The 14,758-nt window shown below is 63.1% G+C and carries 10 protein-coding genes and 1 pseudogene; 8 read left to right on the forward strand and 3 right to left on the reverse strand.

Annotated features, from left to right (window positions below):
- From LDO29_RS09905 to LDO29_RS09915, 3 genes and pseudogenes are all read right to left on the reverse strand, one after another.
- Positions 1–162 (reverse strand): annotated as a pseudogene (locus LDO29_RS09905) (2-methylcitrate synthase); the annotation flags it as partial.
- Between the two features lie 56 nt (positions 163–218).
- On the reverse strand, positions 219–1,199 hold the full coding sequence (locus tag LDO29_RS09910; protein WP_224079625.1) for an HpcH/HpaI aldolase/citrate lyase family protein: 981 nt from the start codon (positions 1,197–1,199) through the stop codon (positions 219–221).
- A 126-nt stretch (positions 1,200–1,325) separates the two neighbouring features.
- Positions 1,326–2,309: a malate dehydrogenase gene (locus LDO29_RS09915; RefSeq protein WP_224079626.1), complete on the reverse strand. Its 984-nt coding sequence runs from the start codon at positions 2,307–2,309 to the stop codon at positions 1,326–1,328.
- Between the two features lie 379 nt (positions 2,310–2,688).
- Here LDO29_RS09915 and LDO29_RS09920 point away from each other — a divergent pair, with 379 nt between their 5' ends.
- The 8 genes from LDO29_RS09920 (at position 2,689) to LDO29_RS09955 (ending at position 14,586) form a co-directional block, all read left to right on the forward strand.
- Complete coding sequence (locus tag LDO29_RS09920; protein WP_224079627.1) at positions 2,689–3,555, forward strand: GntR family transcriptional regulator; 867 nt, start codon at positions 2,689–2,691, stop codon at positions 3,553–3,555.
- Between the two features lie 272 nt (positions 3,556–3,827).
- Positions 3,828–4,238, forward strand: a complete 411-nt coding sequence (gene sdhC / locus LDO29_RS09925; RefSeq protein WP_224079628.1) for a succinate dehydrogenase, cytochrome b556 subunit — start codon at positions 3,828–3,830, stop codon at positions 4,236–4,238.
- An 11-nt stretch (positions 4,239–4,249) separates the two neighbouring features.
- A complete protein-coding gene (gene sdhD, locus LDO29_RS09930; protein ID WP_011298475.1) occupies positions 4,250–4,615 on the forward strand; it encodes a succinate dehydrogenase, hydrophobic membrane anchor protein in 366 nt (121 codons plus the stop codon).
- Positions 4,616–4,618: 3 nt separating this feature from the next.
- Positions 4,619–6,397, forward strand: coding sequence for a succinate dehydrogenase flavoprotein subunit (gene sdhA / locus LDO29_RS09935; protein ID WP_224079629.1), 1,779 nt, complete (start codon positions 4,619–4,621; stop codon positions 6,395–6,397).
- Positions 6,398–6,431: 34 nt separating this feature from the next.
- A complete protein-coding gene (locus tag LDO29_RS09940) occupies positions 6,432–7,133 on the forward strand; it encodes a succinate dehydrogenase iron-sulfur subunit (RefSeq protein WP_224079630.1) in 702 nt (233 codons plus the stop codon).
- A 92-nt stretch (positions 7,134–7,225) separates the two neighbouring features.
- The gene (locus LDO29_RS09945; RefSeq protein WP_224079631.1) at positions 7,226–7,513 is read left to right on the forward strand and encodes an FAD assembly factor SdhE; all 288 of its coding nucleotides are present in this window, start codon (positions 7,226–7,228) and stop codon (positions 7,511–7,513) included.
- A 43-nt stretch (positions 7,514–7,556) separates the two neighbouring features.
- Positions 7,557–8,858 (forward strand): citrate synthase, encoded by a 1,302-nt coding sequence (gene gltA / locus LDO29_RS09950; RefSeq protein ID WP_224079632.1) that lies wholly within the window; start codon positions 7,557–7,559, stop codon positions 8,856–8,858.
- Positions 8,859–9,219: 361 nt separating this feature from the next.
- Complete coding sequence (locus tag LDO29_RS09955) at positions 9,220–14,586, forward strand: BigA/YdbA N-terminal beta-barrel domain-containing protein (protein WP_224079633.1); 5,367 nt, start codon at positions 9,220–9,222, stop codon at positions 14,584–14,586.
- Positions 14,587–14,758: the final 172 nt, after the last annotated feature.

Here is a 14,758-nt window from a genome sequence, read left to right on the forward strand (position 1 = left end):
CAGGATGTCATAGCCGCGGTAGTGCAGGTCATTGCCGGTACGGCCGACCGTGCACAGCGCGGTATTGCCGGCGGTCACGCCCGACAGGGCAACGGATTTCTTGGGCTTCGGCCCGGTCGGCTGAGGGGTTTCAGCGGGTGTCGCGTTCTTGGCTGCGGACATCCTGTTCTCCTGTGGTATCGGTATATGCCGGATGTTGTGCGGGTGCGGGCAGCGGGCTAGGCGAAGAACAGCTCCGCGACGTTGCCCGGCAGTTGCGTGCCGGTAGCGTGGGCCCGCTGCAGCAGCGACCAGTAGTAGCGGTAGCTGGCGCGGTCATGCAATTGCCCATCGTGCCGGATCGGCGCCCAGTTGTTCTCATGGGCGGCCAGCAGGATCTGGCTGGCCGCGCCGATTTCGTCGAGGCCGGGCCGGAAGGCGGCGACGATCGGCTCGATCTGGCCCGGGTGGATGCTCCACTTACGCAGGTAGCCGAACTCGCAACGCGCGCGGTGCGCATCGTCTCCCGCGTGCTGGGGCGCCTGCACATCGGTGCTGACATTGTGTGACGGCACCTTGCCATGGCGATGACAGGCCGCCGATATCTCGAGCATGGCCCTGCGGATCAGCGGATGCTCGAACTGCTGGGGCGAGCGCATGGCTTCGCCCGGAATGGCGCCATGGTGGGCCGAGACGAAGTCCATCAGGCCAAAGCTCAGGCATTCCACCTGCACCAGCGAGGCAATATCGAATACCTGCTCCAGCGCGGCATGTGTCTCGATCAGCACATGAATGGGGATGTGGCGTGCAATGCCCGCTGCGCGGGCAGCCTGGTTGACGTGGTCGGTCACGCGTGCGACCTCGACGACGTCGGTTACCTTGGGCACGACCACATAGGCGAGCCGGGCGCCGGCGGCATGTACCAGCACGTCGACATCCTGCTTCCAGCACGGATGGGCCGGGTCATGGATGCGCACGCCCACGCGGTTGTGGGCATTGAGCGGGCTGTTGACCAGATTGGCGCACAGTTCGGCATGCTCACGCTCGAGGCCCACCGCAGCGCCGTCTTCGCAGTCGAAGGTGATATCGAAGATGGGGCCAAGCTCTTGCTGCAGGGCCAGCGACTTGAGCATCAGCTTTTCGCTGCCCGCGTAGTGGTCGCACACCGGCAGCTGGATGGGGATGGCTTCGCCCTGGAACAAGACCTCGGAAGGATGCACTTGGATTCTGGTCAGAGAATTGTTGGAAAACAGGCCATAGGGTAGGGCCCAAGAAAAAACCGGAGCCCGCGCCGATTCGTGAATCGTTGCGGTGCTCCGGTTTCCGTCGCGGACAGGATCCGAAGATCAGCCGAGCAGGTGCTGCACGCCGGCCTTTTCTTCTTCCAGTTCGTTCAGGGTGATGTTGATCTTTTCGCGGCTGTAGTCGTCGATCTCCAGGCCCTTGACGATCTCGTACTTGCCGTTGGCGCAGGTCACCGGGTAGCCGAACATGGTATCGGCCGGGATGCCGTATTCGCCGTTCGACGGAATGCCCATGGTGACGACCTTGCCGTTGGTGCCCAGCACCCAGTCATGCACGTGGTCGATGGCGGCGTTGGCAGCCGAGGCGGCCGACGACAGGCCACGGGCCTCGATGATGGCGGCGCCGCGCTTGCCGACGGTCGGCAGGAACACGTCGTTGTTCCACACCGGGTCGTTGATCATGTCCTTGACGCTCTTGCCGTCGACGGTGGCGTAGCGGTAGTCGGCGTACATGGTCGGGCTGTGGTTGCCCCACACGAACATCTTCTCGATCGACGACACCGGCTTGCCGGTCTTGGCGGCGATCTGCGACAGGGCACGGTTGTGGTCCAGGCGCAGCATGGCGGTGAAGTTCTCGCGCGGCAGGTTCGGTGCCGACTTCATGGCAATGTAGGCGTTGGTGTTGGCCGGGTTGCCGACCACCAGCACCTTGACGTTGCGGCTGGCGACTTCGTCCAGTGCCTTGCCCTGCACTGTAAAGATCTGCGCGTTGGCTTCGAGCAGGTCCTTGCGCTCCATGCCCTTGCTACGCGGACGGGCGCCCACCAGCAGGGCAACGTCGGCGTCCTTGAAGGCGACCTTCGGGTCATCGGTGATCACCACGCCAGCCAGCAGCGGGAAGGCGCAGTCTTCCAGTTCCATCACCACGCCCTTGACGGCAGCCTGGGCCTGGGGCAGGTCGAGCAGTTGGAGGATGACCGGCTGGTCTTTGCCCAGCATGTCGCCGTTGGCGATGCGGAACAGCAGGGAGTAGCCGATCTGGCCAGCGGCGCCGGTCACTGCGACGCGCATTGGGGCTTTAGCCATGAGTAAATCTCCAAACGAAAAGATGGGGGAAACCGGTGGGTGGCGTGCCGCGCAGGGGGAGGCTCGTCACCAGGTGCAGGTTGTCGCCACAGCGGGGAGCAGCAGTCCGCCGGAACCAGGTGGCAGGGCCACGGGGCGGAACCGGTGAGGGAGAGCCACAACGGGTCATGGTGATGCAACGAAGCGTAAGTCTACTGCGAAGCGGGGCACATTAGCCAGATTGGATGTCTGTCCTGTCTCTGTCATGCGTGCCGCCGGCGTGGACCAGCGCGAGTGTAGGCCGGGGTCCTCATGATGTCAATTCATATGTCTTATATAAGACATAAGACGTTTAACGTGAGGCTGGACGGACTTTGTCCTTTTGTGGTGAAATCCGGCTATGTCATCCCTGCCTACGTCCCTGACCGGCGCTTCCGTACCCGGAGCGCAGGATTCTGGTGCCGCCACCTCCGGCGCCGGGGCGCAGCCGTCGTCATCCTCGCCACCTACCCACCAGCCGCCGGCTCCCGCCGCGGCCCACTCCGTGCCGTCGCCTACCTTCAGTCCGCTCTACCAGCAGATCAAGGCCCTGATCACGCGCAGCCTGCAGTCGGGCGAGTGGAAGCCGGGCGAGATGATCCCCAGTGAAATGGAGCTGGCATCGCGCTACAAGGTCAGCCAGGGCACGGTGCGCAAGGCCATCGACGAGCTGGCCGCCGAAAACCTGGTGGCGCGCCGGCAGGGCAAGGGTACCTTCGTCACTACCCACCACGAAGACGTGGTCAAGTTCCGCTTCCTGCGGCTGGTGCCCGACGAAGGCGAACCGCATTATGGCGCCAGCCGCGTGCTCGAATGCAAGCGGCTGCGCGCACCCGCCGAGATCGCGCGGCTGCTCGATATCCGCACCGGCGACAGCGTCGTGCAGATCCGCCGCGTGCTGACATTCTCGGACGAGTCTACCGTGCTGGACGAGATCTGGCTGCTCGGCGCCAACTTCAGGGGGCTCACGGCAGAAAAGCTGACCGAATGGAAGGGCCCCATGTACGCATTGTTCGAGGCCGAATTCGGTACCCGCATGATTCGGGCCTCTGAGAAGATTCGTGCGGTGGCCGCCGACGAGACGGCGGCCACCTTGCTGTCTGTCCCGGTCGGGTCGCCGTTGCTGTCGGTGGAGCGCGTGTCCTATACCTATGGCGATCGTCCGGTCGAGGTGCGGCGTGGCCTGTATGTGACCACGCGCCACTATTACCAGAATGACCTGAGCTGAATGCCGCCGGTGCTCCCGGCTGATGAAATCGCGGGGATTATTGCGATATTCGCCACGATGGTTGTATCTGTTGCGTGGTACGGGTGGTTTTGGCGCATCCCGACTTGCTGTGTGCGATTGTCGGGCGCCGCCTGTCCGGGCCTGATAGGTGAAAATTATTGGTGCGGCGCGCAACAAAGGCGCTAAAATCTCATGGATTTGCCCCAATGCATTCTTTTGCATGCAGGGCAATGGCAGTTTCGTTTTTTGTTTACCGCAAAATGGGGTCTCGCATGGCTGAAGCCGTCAAACAAGCCAGGCCGGAGTTCCGGAACATCGGTATCTCGCAAATCGCGAGCTATCGGTTGCCCTGGGCCGGCAAGGTATCCATCCTGCATCGCGTAAGCGGCGCAATGATGTTCCTCCTCCTTCCCTTCGTTCTGTACCTGTTTGAGCAGAGCATTACCTCCGAACTGAGCTTCGCAAAGTTCTCGGCCTTGTTGTCCGGTGGCTTCGTCAAGCTGGTTGTGCTGGCCCTGATCTGGGGTTATCTGCATCACTTCTGCGCTGGTATCCGCTTCCTGCTGCTGGACGTGCACGTCGGCGTCTCCAAGCCCGCTTCGGCCAAGTCTGCCATCAGCGTGCTGGTTGTGAGCCTGCTGCTTACCCTGATTTTCGGCCTGAAGCTGTTCGGCCTGTTCTGAGGAGAATCAAGGTGGCAAACAATAATATCGGTCCCAAGCGTCTTGTCGTCGGTGCCCATTACGGCCTGAAAGACTGGCTCGCGCAACGCGTCACGGCCGTGATCATGGTGGTGTTCACCGTGATCCTGGCCATTGCCTTCCTGCTGTCGAACGGCGCTTCGTACGAAGCGTGGGCGGGGCTCTTCTCCAACCAGTGGATGAAGATCATCACGTTCCTGACCATCCTGTCGCTGCTGTATCACGCCTGGATCGGCGTGCGCGACATCTGGATGGACTATGTGAAGCCGATGGCCGTGCGCCTCGTGCTGCAAGTTCTTACGATTCTGTGGCTCGTCGGTTGTGCGGGCTACGCTGCTCAGATTCTCTGGAGGGTGTAATAAATGGTCGCAGTCAAGACTGGATTGCCGCGTCGCCGCTTTGACGTGGTCATCGTCGGTGCTGGCGGCGCCGGGATGCGCGCATCCCTCCAGCTCGCGGAAGCCGGCCTGAACGTTGCCGTGCTGTCCAAGGTGTTCCCGACCCGCTCGCACACCGTGGCGGCACAGGGTGGCATCGGTGCTTCGCTCGGCAACATGAGCGAAGACAACTGGCACTATCACTTCTACGACACCATCAAGGGCTCCGACTGGCTGGGCGACCAGGACGCCATCGAGTTCATGTGCCGTGAAGCCCCGAAGGTCGTGTACGAGCTCGAACACTTCGGCATGCCGTTCGACCGCAACCCGGACGGCACCATCTACCAGCGTCCGTTCGGCGGCCACACGGCCAACTACGGCGAAAAGCCCGTGCAGCGCGCCTGCGCCGCGGCCGACCGTACCGGCCACGCGCTGCTGCACACGCTGTACCAGCGCAACGTGCGCGCCAAGACCCACTTCTTCGTCGAATGGATGGCGCTGGACCTGATCCGCGACCAGGACGGCGACGTGCTGGGCGTGACCGCGTTGGAAATGGAAACCGGCGAGGTCTACATCCTCGAAGCCAAGACCACGCTGTTCGCGACCGGCGGTGCCGGCCGTATCTACGCGGCTTCCACCAACGCCTTCATCAACACCGGTGATGGCCTGGGCATGGCAGCACGCGCAGGCGTGCCGCTGGAAGACATGGAGTTCTGGCAGTTCCACCCGACCGGCGTGGCCGGCGCGGGCGTGCTGATCACGGAAGGTGTGCGTGGCGAGGGTGGCATCCTGCGTAACAAGGATGGCGAGCGCTTCATGGAGCGTTATGCCCCGACGCTGAAGGATCTGGCGCCGCGTGACTTCGTGTCGCGCTCGATGGACCAGGAAATCAAGGAAGGCCGCGGCTGTGGCCCGAACGGCGACTACGTGCTGCTCGACCTGACCCACGTCGGTGCCGAGACCATCATGAAGCGCCTGCCGTCGATCCGCGAAATCGGCGTGAAGTTCGCCAACGTCGACGCGATCAAGGAACCGATCCCGGTCGTCCCGACCATCCACTACCAGATGGGTGGTATCCCGACGAACTTCAACGGCCAGGTCGTGGTGCCGAAGAACGGCAACCCGAACGAAGTCGTGAACGGTTTCTATGCCATCGGCGAATGCTCCTGCGTGTCGGTGCACGGCGCCAACCGGTTGGGCACCAACTCGCTGCTGGACCTCGTGGTGTTCGGCCGTGCCGCCGGCAACCACATCGTCGCGCAGAACCTGAAGCAGAAGGAACACAAGCCGCTGCCGGCCGATGCCGCCGACCGCGCGCTGTCGCGCCTGGCCAAGCTGCAGAATTCGTCTTCGGGCGAGTACACCCAGGACGTGGCCAACGACATCCGCCGCAACATGCAGTCGCATGCCGGCGTGTTCCGTACGCAGAAGCTGATGGACGAAGGTGTCGAGCGCATCCTGGAAGTGGTGGAACGTGCCGACAGCATCCACCTGAAGGACAAGTCCAAGGTCTTCAACACCGCGCTGGTGGAAGCCCTGGAAGTGGCCAACCTGGTGGAAGTGGCCAAGGCCACCATGATCTCGGCCGCTGCCCGCAAGGAATCGCGCGGTGCCCACGCACACAGCGACTTCCCCAACCGCGACGACGAGAACTGGCTGAAGCACACGCTGTTCTACAGCGAAGGCAACCGCCTCGACTACAAGCCGGTGAAGATGCAGCCGTTGACGGCTGAAAGCGTGCCGCCGAAGGCACGTACGTTCTGATCACCGATCGTAGAAGAACACAGGACCCACAGAAATGAAGCGTATTTTCGAAGTCTACCGCTACGATCCGGACAAGGACGCGGCACCGCGCATGCAGACCTACGAGGTCGAGCTCGACGGCCACGAGCGCATGCTGCTGGACGCACTGGTAAAGCTCAAGAAGCAGGACGAGTCGATCTCGTTCCGCCGCTCGTGCCGTGAAGGCGTGTGCGGTTCGGACGCGATGAACATCAACGGCAAGAACGGCCTGGCCTGCCTGACGAACATGCGCGAGCTGCCGGACCGCATCGTGCTGCGTCCGCTGCCCGGCCTGCCCGTCGTGCGCGACCTGATCGTCGACATGACGAACTTCTTCAAGCAGTACCATTCGATCAAGCCGTTCCTGATCAACGACGAGCCGCCGCCCGAGAAGGAGCGCCTGCAGTCGCCGGAAGAGCGCGACGAGCTCGACGGCCTGTATGAGTGCATCCTGTGCGCAAGCTGCTCGACGTCGTGCCCGTCGTTCTGGTGGAACCCGGACAAATTCGTTGGTCCGGCCGGTCTGCTGCAGGCTTACCGCTTCATCGCGGACAGCCGCGACCAGGCTACCGGCGAGCGTCTGGACAACCTGAACGACCCGTACCGCCTGTTCCGTTGCCACAGCATCATGAACTGCGTGGACGTATGCCCGAAGGGTCTGAACCCGACCAAGGCCATCGGCAAGATCAAGGAGCTGATGGTCCGCCGCGCGGTCTGATCCGGCGGGGTTTGCAGTAAATAGCAGTCGTTGTAAGCGGCGCGTCAGCCTGAGCGGCTATATCAGGCAGTCGCGCCGAAAAGCAGGAAGCCATGACCGAGAGTCTTTCCCCCTCCTTCTCCCACCAGGCCGATCCGCACAAGCGTGCGCGCCTGCGCTGGCGTGCACGCCGCGGCCTTCTGGAGAACGACATCATCGTCGAGCGATTCTTCAACCGTTACGAGGAGAGCCTGTCCGATGAGGATGTGGCTTCGCTGAGCACGTTGTTCGAACTCAGCGACAACGAGTTGATGGACCTGCTCCTTGCCCGCAAGGAGCCTGATGGTGAACTCGACACGCCCCCGATGCAGCGCATTATTGGCCTGCTGCGTTCGGTCTGAGTTTTGGTCAATATTATTATTCACAGCATTTGAAGGATCCGACATGACGCCGTCCGATGTGAAAGCCACGCTATCGTTCTCCGATGGTTCCCCCAGCGTTGAGCTGCCGATCTACAAGGGCACCGTGGGCCCGGACGTGATCGACATCCGCAAGCTGTACGGCCAGACCGGCAAGTTCACCTACGACCCCGGTTTCATGTCGACGGCTTCGTGCAACTCGAAGATCACCTACATCGACGGTGACAAGGGCGAGCTGCTGTACCGCGGCTACCCGATCGAGCAGCTGGCGCAGAAGTGCGACCACCTCGAAACCTGCTACCTGCTGCTGAAGGGCGAGCTGCCCAACGCCAAGCAGAAGGAAGAGTTCACCGGCCACGTCATGAACCACACCATGGTTCACGAGCAGCTGCAGTTCTTCCTGCGCGGTTTCCGCCGCGACGCTCACCCGATGGCCGTGCTGACCGGCCTGGTTGGTGCCATGAGCGCGTTCTACCACGACGCGATGGATATCGACGATCCGCACCAGCGCGAGATCTCGGCCATCCGCCTGATCGCCAAGATGCCGACCATGGTCGCCATGGCGTACAAGTACAACATCGGCCAGCCGTACATCTACCCGCAGAACGACCTGTCCTACTCGGGCAACTTCCTGCGCATGCTGTTCGGCACGCCGTGCGCCCCGTACACCGTCAACCCGGTGCTGGAGCGCGCGCTGGACCGCATCTTCATCCTGCACGCCGACCACGAGCAGAACGCTTCGACCTCGACGGTGCGCCTGGCCGGTTCGTCGGGCACCAACCCGTTCGCAGCGATCGCCGCCGGCGTGGCCTGCCTGTGGGGTCCGGCCCACGGCGGCGCCAACGAAGCCGCGCTGAAGATGCTCGAAGAGATCGGCAGCGTCGACAACATCGGCGAGTTCATCAAGCAGGTCAAGGACAAGAACTCGGGCGTGCGCCTGATGGGCTTCGGCCACCGCGTGTACAAGAACTACGATCCGCGCGCCAAGCTGATGCGCGAAACCTGCCATGAAGTGCTGGAAGAGCTGGGTCTGCACAATGACCCGCTGTTCAAGCTCGCCATGGAGCTGGAAAAGATCGCGCTGGAAGACGAGTACTTCGTCAGCCGCAAGCTGTACCCGAACGTCGACTTCTACTCGGGCATCGTCCAGCGCGCGCTGGGCATCCCGACGTCGCTGTTCACCTGCATCTTCGCGCTGGCCCGCACCCCGGGCTGGATCTCGCAGTGGGAAGAGATGATCACCGATCCGGAATACAAGATCGGCCGTCCGCGCCAACTGTTCAACGGCGCCGCTTCGCGCGACGTGCCGGATATGGCCAAGCGCTGATTCCACTCTCCACGGCAGGGGCCGGCAGGCCCTTTGCCGATGCGTCACTGCCCTCGGGCCCGGCTTGCAAGAGCCGGGCCCTTGTCATTTCTGGCGGCCTGCGCTGACGTGCATCAACCGTAGTCCCGAATCGTAGATCGGCGATTCCGACCGCGTTATCAGCTCGACACAATTTCGGCTCACCCGGCAATGACCGGGCGCGGGCAGTCAGGCATCTCCAAATTCCGTTCCGCACATCCTCCGAGCCGGTGGGCGCTCGGTGCAGGCCCGCGTCGCCGTTCATTGCCATCCAAAACGAAGCTTGCCGCACGAAGACGTACGTCGTGCAGCGCGAGCCGCCCACTTGACGCAGGCATGGGACATGAACAAGACATACCGTGTAGTTTTCAATGAAGCCATTGGCGCCTGGATCGCTGTTCCTGAGATTGCCCGTGTACGCGGCAAGGTGGGCCGGGTGCGCAAGGCATTGCTCGGTACGCTGCTGGCGGCGGGGTTCGCCGCGTCGGGCGGCGTGGTGGCGGACGAGGCGCTGGAACCTGAGCCGGTGGACAGCCGTCGTGGTGCCAGTGTAGGGAGCGGTGCGGCACCGGAGGTGGCTGCCTCATCGGTTGCCGATACCGGCTCGGCTTCGGCGGACAAGGGCGCGTCCTGCGAGCCGCGCGCGGATGAGCTGGGCCAGCCCATTGCCGGGTCCTGCGATGGCACTTCGGCGGAGGCACTCCCGATGCCACGCGATCTGTGGCTCGCAGGGCTTGTGGCGGCCGGCGCGGGGCTTGTTGCCGTGGGCATGAGCGGTGGCGATGACGGCGTATCTCCCACGCCGGGCCCTCAACCGGACCCTCAGCCGGACCCGATGCCCGGGCCCGACCTCGGCACCGTCACTTACGCAAATGGCGTGACGGTCGACAAGGCATCGCGCACGTTGACAATCCAGGGCGTCAGCTATGCATACGAACCATATGGCAATGGCTACCGGCTGACGCCGCTGTCGGGCGGGGATGTGACCTACGTTGACCGATGGACCGTGAACACCGACGCCAATACCGTCACGATCCGTGGCCAAAGTGGTGATGGGTTGTTCTGGATTTTCGATGGGGCAGGCCTCTTCACCCGGGCCACCGCCGCGACCACGGTCGTGAAGGGGGATGGTGCCAGGGTGCATGTGGATGCGCCGGCCGCCGCGGACGTTCGCAACACCGCCGCGGTGATCGTCGACGGCAACAGCACGACGACGGAGATCAAGGCCGGCACGACGGCGACGAACGGCGGTACCGGGGCCGCGATCTATGGCGATCACGCCGCTGTCCATATCGATGGCAGGACTGAGGCGAGCGGGCAGGGTTCCACCGGGACCCGGGTCTCGGGAAACGATGCCGCCGTCTCGATGGCGGCATCGGCCGCCGTCCGCGATGGTGGCGTGGCCATGGACATTCGCGGGGACCGCGCCCGGATCGATATATCGAGCACCGATGTCCATGTGAACGATGCCGGTTCGGCGCTCCTGCGCGTGACCGGCAACGATGCGGTCATTGCGCTGGACGGGACCCTCCACGTCAACGGCGGAGCCCATGGCGTCGATGTCAGGGGCGACCGAGCAACGCTGAATACGTCGGCCACTATCCATGTAGCGGATATGAATTCGGTGGGTATTGACATCACGGCCGGTAATGCCGGGTTTGGCGATTTCACTCGCGTCGAAAATACGGGCGATATCAACGTCAGCCTGAATGGCACTGGCGCGCGTATCGCCGGGGGAGGTGCCGCAGTCCTGATCGATGGCAATGTCAACGTCGTGGCTGCCAGGAATGAATCCGGAGTCCTGCAACGCGGCGATGGTGTCCTGGTTGGTGGCGATCACAATACCGTGCGAATCGACGGCAAGGTATCGGTCGGCAATGAGACGCTGGGAGACGAGGAGGTAAGTGCGTCGGGGGGCATGATCCGGGGCGTGTCGGTCAGCGGCCAGGAAAACGCCGTGCATGTCACCGGCGGCATCGAACTGACATCTTCAGCCAACATCAGGAGAAACACCGGGTCCTCGCTGATTGGCCTGGAAGTCGACAATGACTTCAATACGGTTCAGGTGGATGGCGGCATCAAGCTCGGGCTGCACGATCCCGACACCGGCCATGACCTCATTGGCATCCTCGCGAGCGGGGATAGCACCGTCAGTATCCGCGGCCTGTCCACTGTCGACAACAGCGGTGGATCGCTGGGCGAAACACAGTTGGCAAGAGCGGCGAACGGTGCACGAATCGGCCTCGAGAGTGACTCTGTTCTTAAGGTCGCTATCGGGAATGAACCGTTCGCACAGGCGCAGCTTCATGGAACCTTGCAGGCATCCGGGGAAGGATCCCTCGTGGCGAATGCCGGCCTCATCGATGCGTCCGACTCAACGATCCTGGGCGTTCTTATGAGGGCGTTCGATCATGGAGCAGTCGATAACGCGGGCACGATCCGGGCGCAGGTGGAAGGTGCACAGGAGGGTACCTTCCAGATGGCAAACGGCCCGGGAAGCCGGGCTGTCAATCGCGGGAACCTGACGCTGAGCGCTTCCGGCACGCCGTTCAGTCAGGATGGGGTGAACATCTATCCTCTCAGGTGGGACAGCGCTGCGTATGCCCAGCTCGCCGAAGGCGGCGCTGTCGCAGTCAATACCGCGGACGGTGTCATAGACCTGCATGGCCCCGGCTTGTTTGGCACTTCCGCCAGTGCAGACGGTACTGCGATCAACCAGGGGACAATCCAGCTGGATGGGTTTATTCCCATTACCGATGCCTCGGGCAGCCTGGCCGGCTCGATTGCATATACGACAAACACCTCGCGCTATCGGGGCGGCGGCATGGTCGCAGGTTCCACCGATGCTGGCTTTGGAAACAACGCGCAGGCGACCAATACAGGCGTGATCAATATCAGAAACTCCGGCTTTGGCATGCTGGCGCTGAACGGCGGCACGGTCACAAACGCGGGCACCATCAACCTGGGCGCGGACAGCACGACGGTCTCTGATGGTACGCCACACCAACTTGTCGGCATGGGGGCGCTGTACGGAGGGATTGCCATCAACGCCGAGAACGGCGTCATCAATATCGCCACGGATCTCGGCCGAGCCTTCTACGCGGATGCCGACAGCCGAATTGTCAATCGGGGACGCATCAATGTGGGTCCCGGCATTGACCCCGCTGTCGACAACAGCAGCAGCGTTGCGCAAACCGAATATAACGATGGATCCCAATTGTCCGGCGTGGGCGAGACGCTGACGCTCCCGGGTCCGGCTGGCACGACGTTGAATGCGGGATCATCTGTCAGCGTGACAAATGCCGGCGTGGTCGACGGCGGTTCCTTCGCGGTGAACGCACTCGGCAAGCTGACGAATCTTGCCTCAGGCGAATTGCGCACGGACGTGACGGTGTGGAGCGATGGCGCACTGGAAAACCTTGGCACGATGAACGCCGCTGTGTTCCTGAAAGGAAACGGAACGTTCACCAATGCGAACATGTTCGACGGAAAGATTGTGGCCCGTGGCTGGGGCAACAGGATCGCCAACAGTGGTTCGATGTCGTCTGCCGCCGATGCCGCCATCTCACTTTCCGACGACGCCGTGCTGTCGAACGCAGGGGTGGTGTCGAGCGACGTGCGGGCTGGTTGGCGCAGCCAGTTCCTCAATGAATCCGGCGGCGTAGTGAACCTTGCGGGCGAGCAGGACATCCTGCAGACAGAGGCCTCCACTGTGCTCAATCGAGGCATCATCAATGCATCGGGTGCCAGTGCCAATGTCAGCGCAGCCATGCGCGCCATGGCGGGCGGCATCAGCGCTACGGGGTCGCCGGGCCAGGTCATCAACGAAGGCACCATCAATGCGAGCGGTGGCTACGGGGCCATGGCAACCATTACCACGGCAGCTTCCGTCAGGAGCAGCCTGGTCAACAAGGGCATCATCGACTTTGAGGCTGGCGGCACGGCAAGCCAGAACAAGGCGGCCATCCGTCTGCGCAATGGCAACTACGATGCCTACAACGAAGCTGGGGGCGTCATTCATGTCCGGGGCGACAACGGCATCGGCATGCTGATCGGCGAAGGCGGCACCGGCGAAGCGGTGAACCGCGGCACGATCAATCTTGGCGTGGCTGGCCAGCCTGCAAGCCATGGCACGGGGCTGGTCGGCATGATGCTGGACGCGCCCGCGGCTACCGCAGTGATCAGGAACGACACTACCGGTGTCATCAATATCAATGCCAACGACTCTTACGCATTCGCGATCACGGGGCGGGCCAAGGGGCAGGGACGCATTGTCAATCTCGGACGGGTCACCATAGGCGAAGGCGTCACCGGCAGCGGCCTGATCGCGCCTGGCGATGAAGGCTATGTGAGCAATGTCGATACCGCCAACACCGTGCAGGATCCGGCGCCATTGCGCAGCGCGGTGCGCCGGTATACGGTGGGCACGAGCGCGAACGGTACCGCGGGCACAATGCGTGTGAACTATGCCGACCTGGTTGACGTGAATGTCGACACCGGTTTCGCGGCGGGCACGGGCTCCCGTGTCGTGAGCTTCGATGGCGTGTTCCAGGGACAGGATATCGCCGGCGCCGAGAACATCCGCTCGGCCAGTCCTGTCTGGACGGCAAGCGGCAGCAAGGACAGCGCAGGGAACGTCAACGTCACCATGACGAAGAACGCCTACCAGGACATCGTCACCGACGTTGCGCTCAAGCAGGCCGCCGCGGCGCTGGAGGCCGGCTATGCCGGCAACACGATGTTCGGCAGCCTGAATCTGGGGTCGGTCAATGAGGTGACCAACGGTATCCGGCAACTGACGGGACAAGGCTTCGGCACGGCAATGAACCAGGCGAGGGTGCTGAGCCATCGCTTCGGCGTACTGGCAGACAGTGTCAGGGAAGGGCCCGGCGGTATCGGGTTCAATCTGGTTACACGTGGCAGCCCGGGCTCGCGGCTGGCCGGCTCGGAGTACGACATGGCCGTGTTGGCTTCGCGCTTCGACATGGGCGGCGCGGGCAAACTGGCGCTGCGCTATGGCGTGGCCAACCTGCTGAACCTGGACCGGAACTCCCGCGCGACCACCCGTCATGGCCTGTCGGGTGTGAGCCAGTTTGCCGGCATGCAGTACAGCAAGCCGCTGGGAGCGGGGTTCGAACTGACGGGCGATCTCCAGTTCGAGCAGCACCGGCTGGAATCGACCCGTGCACTGAACTACGGTAGCGTGCGCGAAACGGCCACGTCGCGCAACGGTCAGGACAAGACCCTCGTCAACCTGCAGGCAGGCAAGCCCATGGCGATGTCGCGCGGCTTTTCGTTCACGCCGTCGCTCGGTATGGAGATGCGCCGAACGCGCGACCACGCGGTGGCCGAGCATGGCGCGGGCCTGTACAACCTTGACGTGACGGGAGCCAGTACCACGGCCGTCGACGCGGTGGCCGGCATGAAGCTGGGGTTTGCGAATGACCGGGGGCTGACTGCCAGCCTGTCGGTACACGGCGGCCCGAACCTCGGGTACGCGGGCGGCCACCGCTACGCGAGCCTGGCGGGCGCCCCGGATGCACGATTCCGGCTGCCCGAAAGCTCGGGCCGCGCCCGTTTCAACTACAAGGGACGGTTCAACGTGGGCTATGCCACGGCGCTGTCCACCGTGTCGCTCGACGGCTATATGGCGGAGCAGGATCGCACGCGCGACTATGGCGTGATGCTTAATGTGAGCAGGTACTTCTAAGCCAGAGGGCACCCGGTCTTCACGGATCGGCCGGGGCATTTTGCCCCGGCGCCACGCAAACGTGATTCATGCTGCATGCGAAGGGCGTTGCGCGAGGCCAGTGGCCATCGCAAATTGAGCGTAGGCTGGCAAATCCTCGGCAAAAGATGCTGGCCTAGATCGGGCGGCCTCC

This window comes from Cupriavidus laharis, from assembly GCF_914271435.1.
Lineage (GTDB): Bacteria > Pseudomonadota > Gammaproteobacteria > Burkholderiales > Burkholderiaceae > Cupriavidus > Cupriavidus laharis.

Excerpts from the sequence above, each read along its gene's own strand:
- LDO29_RS09915 (WP_224079626.1), bottom strand. The coding sequence starts at position 2,309 with ATGGCTAAAGCCCCAATGCGCGTCGCAGTGACCGGCGCCGCTGGCCAG.
- LDO29_RS09920 (WP_224079627.1), top strand. The coding sequence starts at position 2,689 with ATGTCATCCCTGCCTACGTCCCTGACCGGCGCTTCCGTACCCGGAGCG.
- sdhC (WP_224079628.1), top strand. The coding sequence starts at position 3,828 with ATGGCTGAAGCCGTCAAACAAGCCAGGCCGGAGTTCCGGAACATCGGT.
- sdhA (WP_224079629.1), top strand. The coding sequence starts at position 4,619 with ATGGTCGCAGTCAAGACTGGATTGCCGCGTCGCCGCTTTGACGTGGTC.
- LDO29_RS09940 (WP_224079630.1), top strand. The coding sequence starts at position 6,432 with ATGAAGCGTATTTTCGAAGTCTACCGCTACGATCCGGACAAGGACGCG.
- LDO29_RS09945 (WP_224079631.1), top strand. The coding sequence starts at position 7,226 with ATGACCGAGAGTCTTTCCCCCTCCTTCTCCCACCAGGCCGATCCGCAC.
- gltA (WP_224079632.1), top strand. The coding sequence starts at position 7,557 with ATGACGCCGTCCGATGTGAAAGCCACGCTATCGTTCTCCGATGGTTCC.
- LDO29_RS09955 (WP_224079633.1), top strand. The coding sequence starts at position 9,220 with ATGAACAAGACATACCGTGTAGTTTTCAATGAAGCCATTGGCGCCTGG.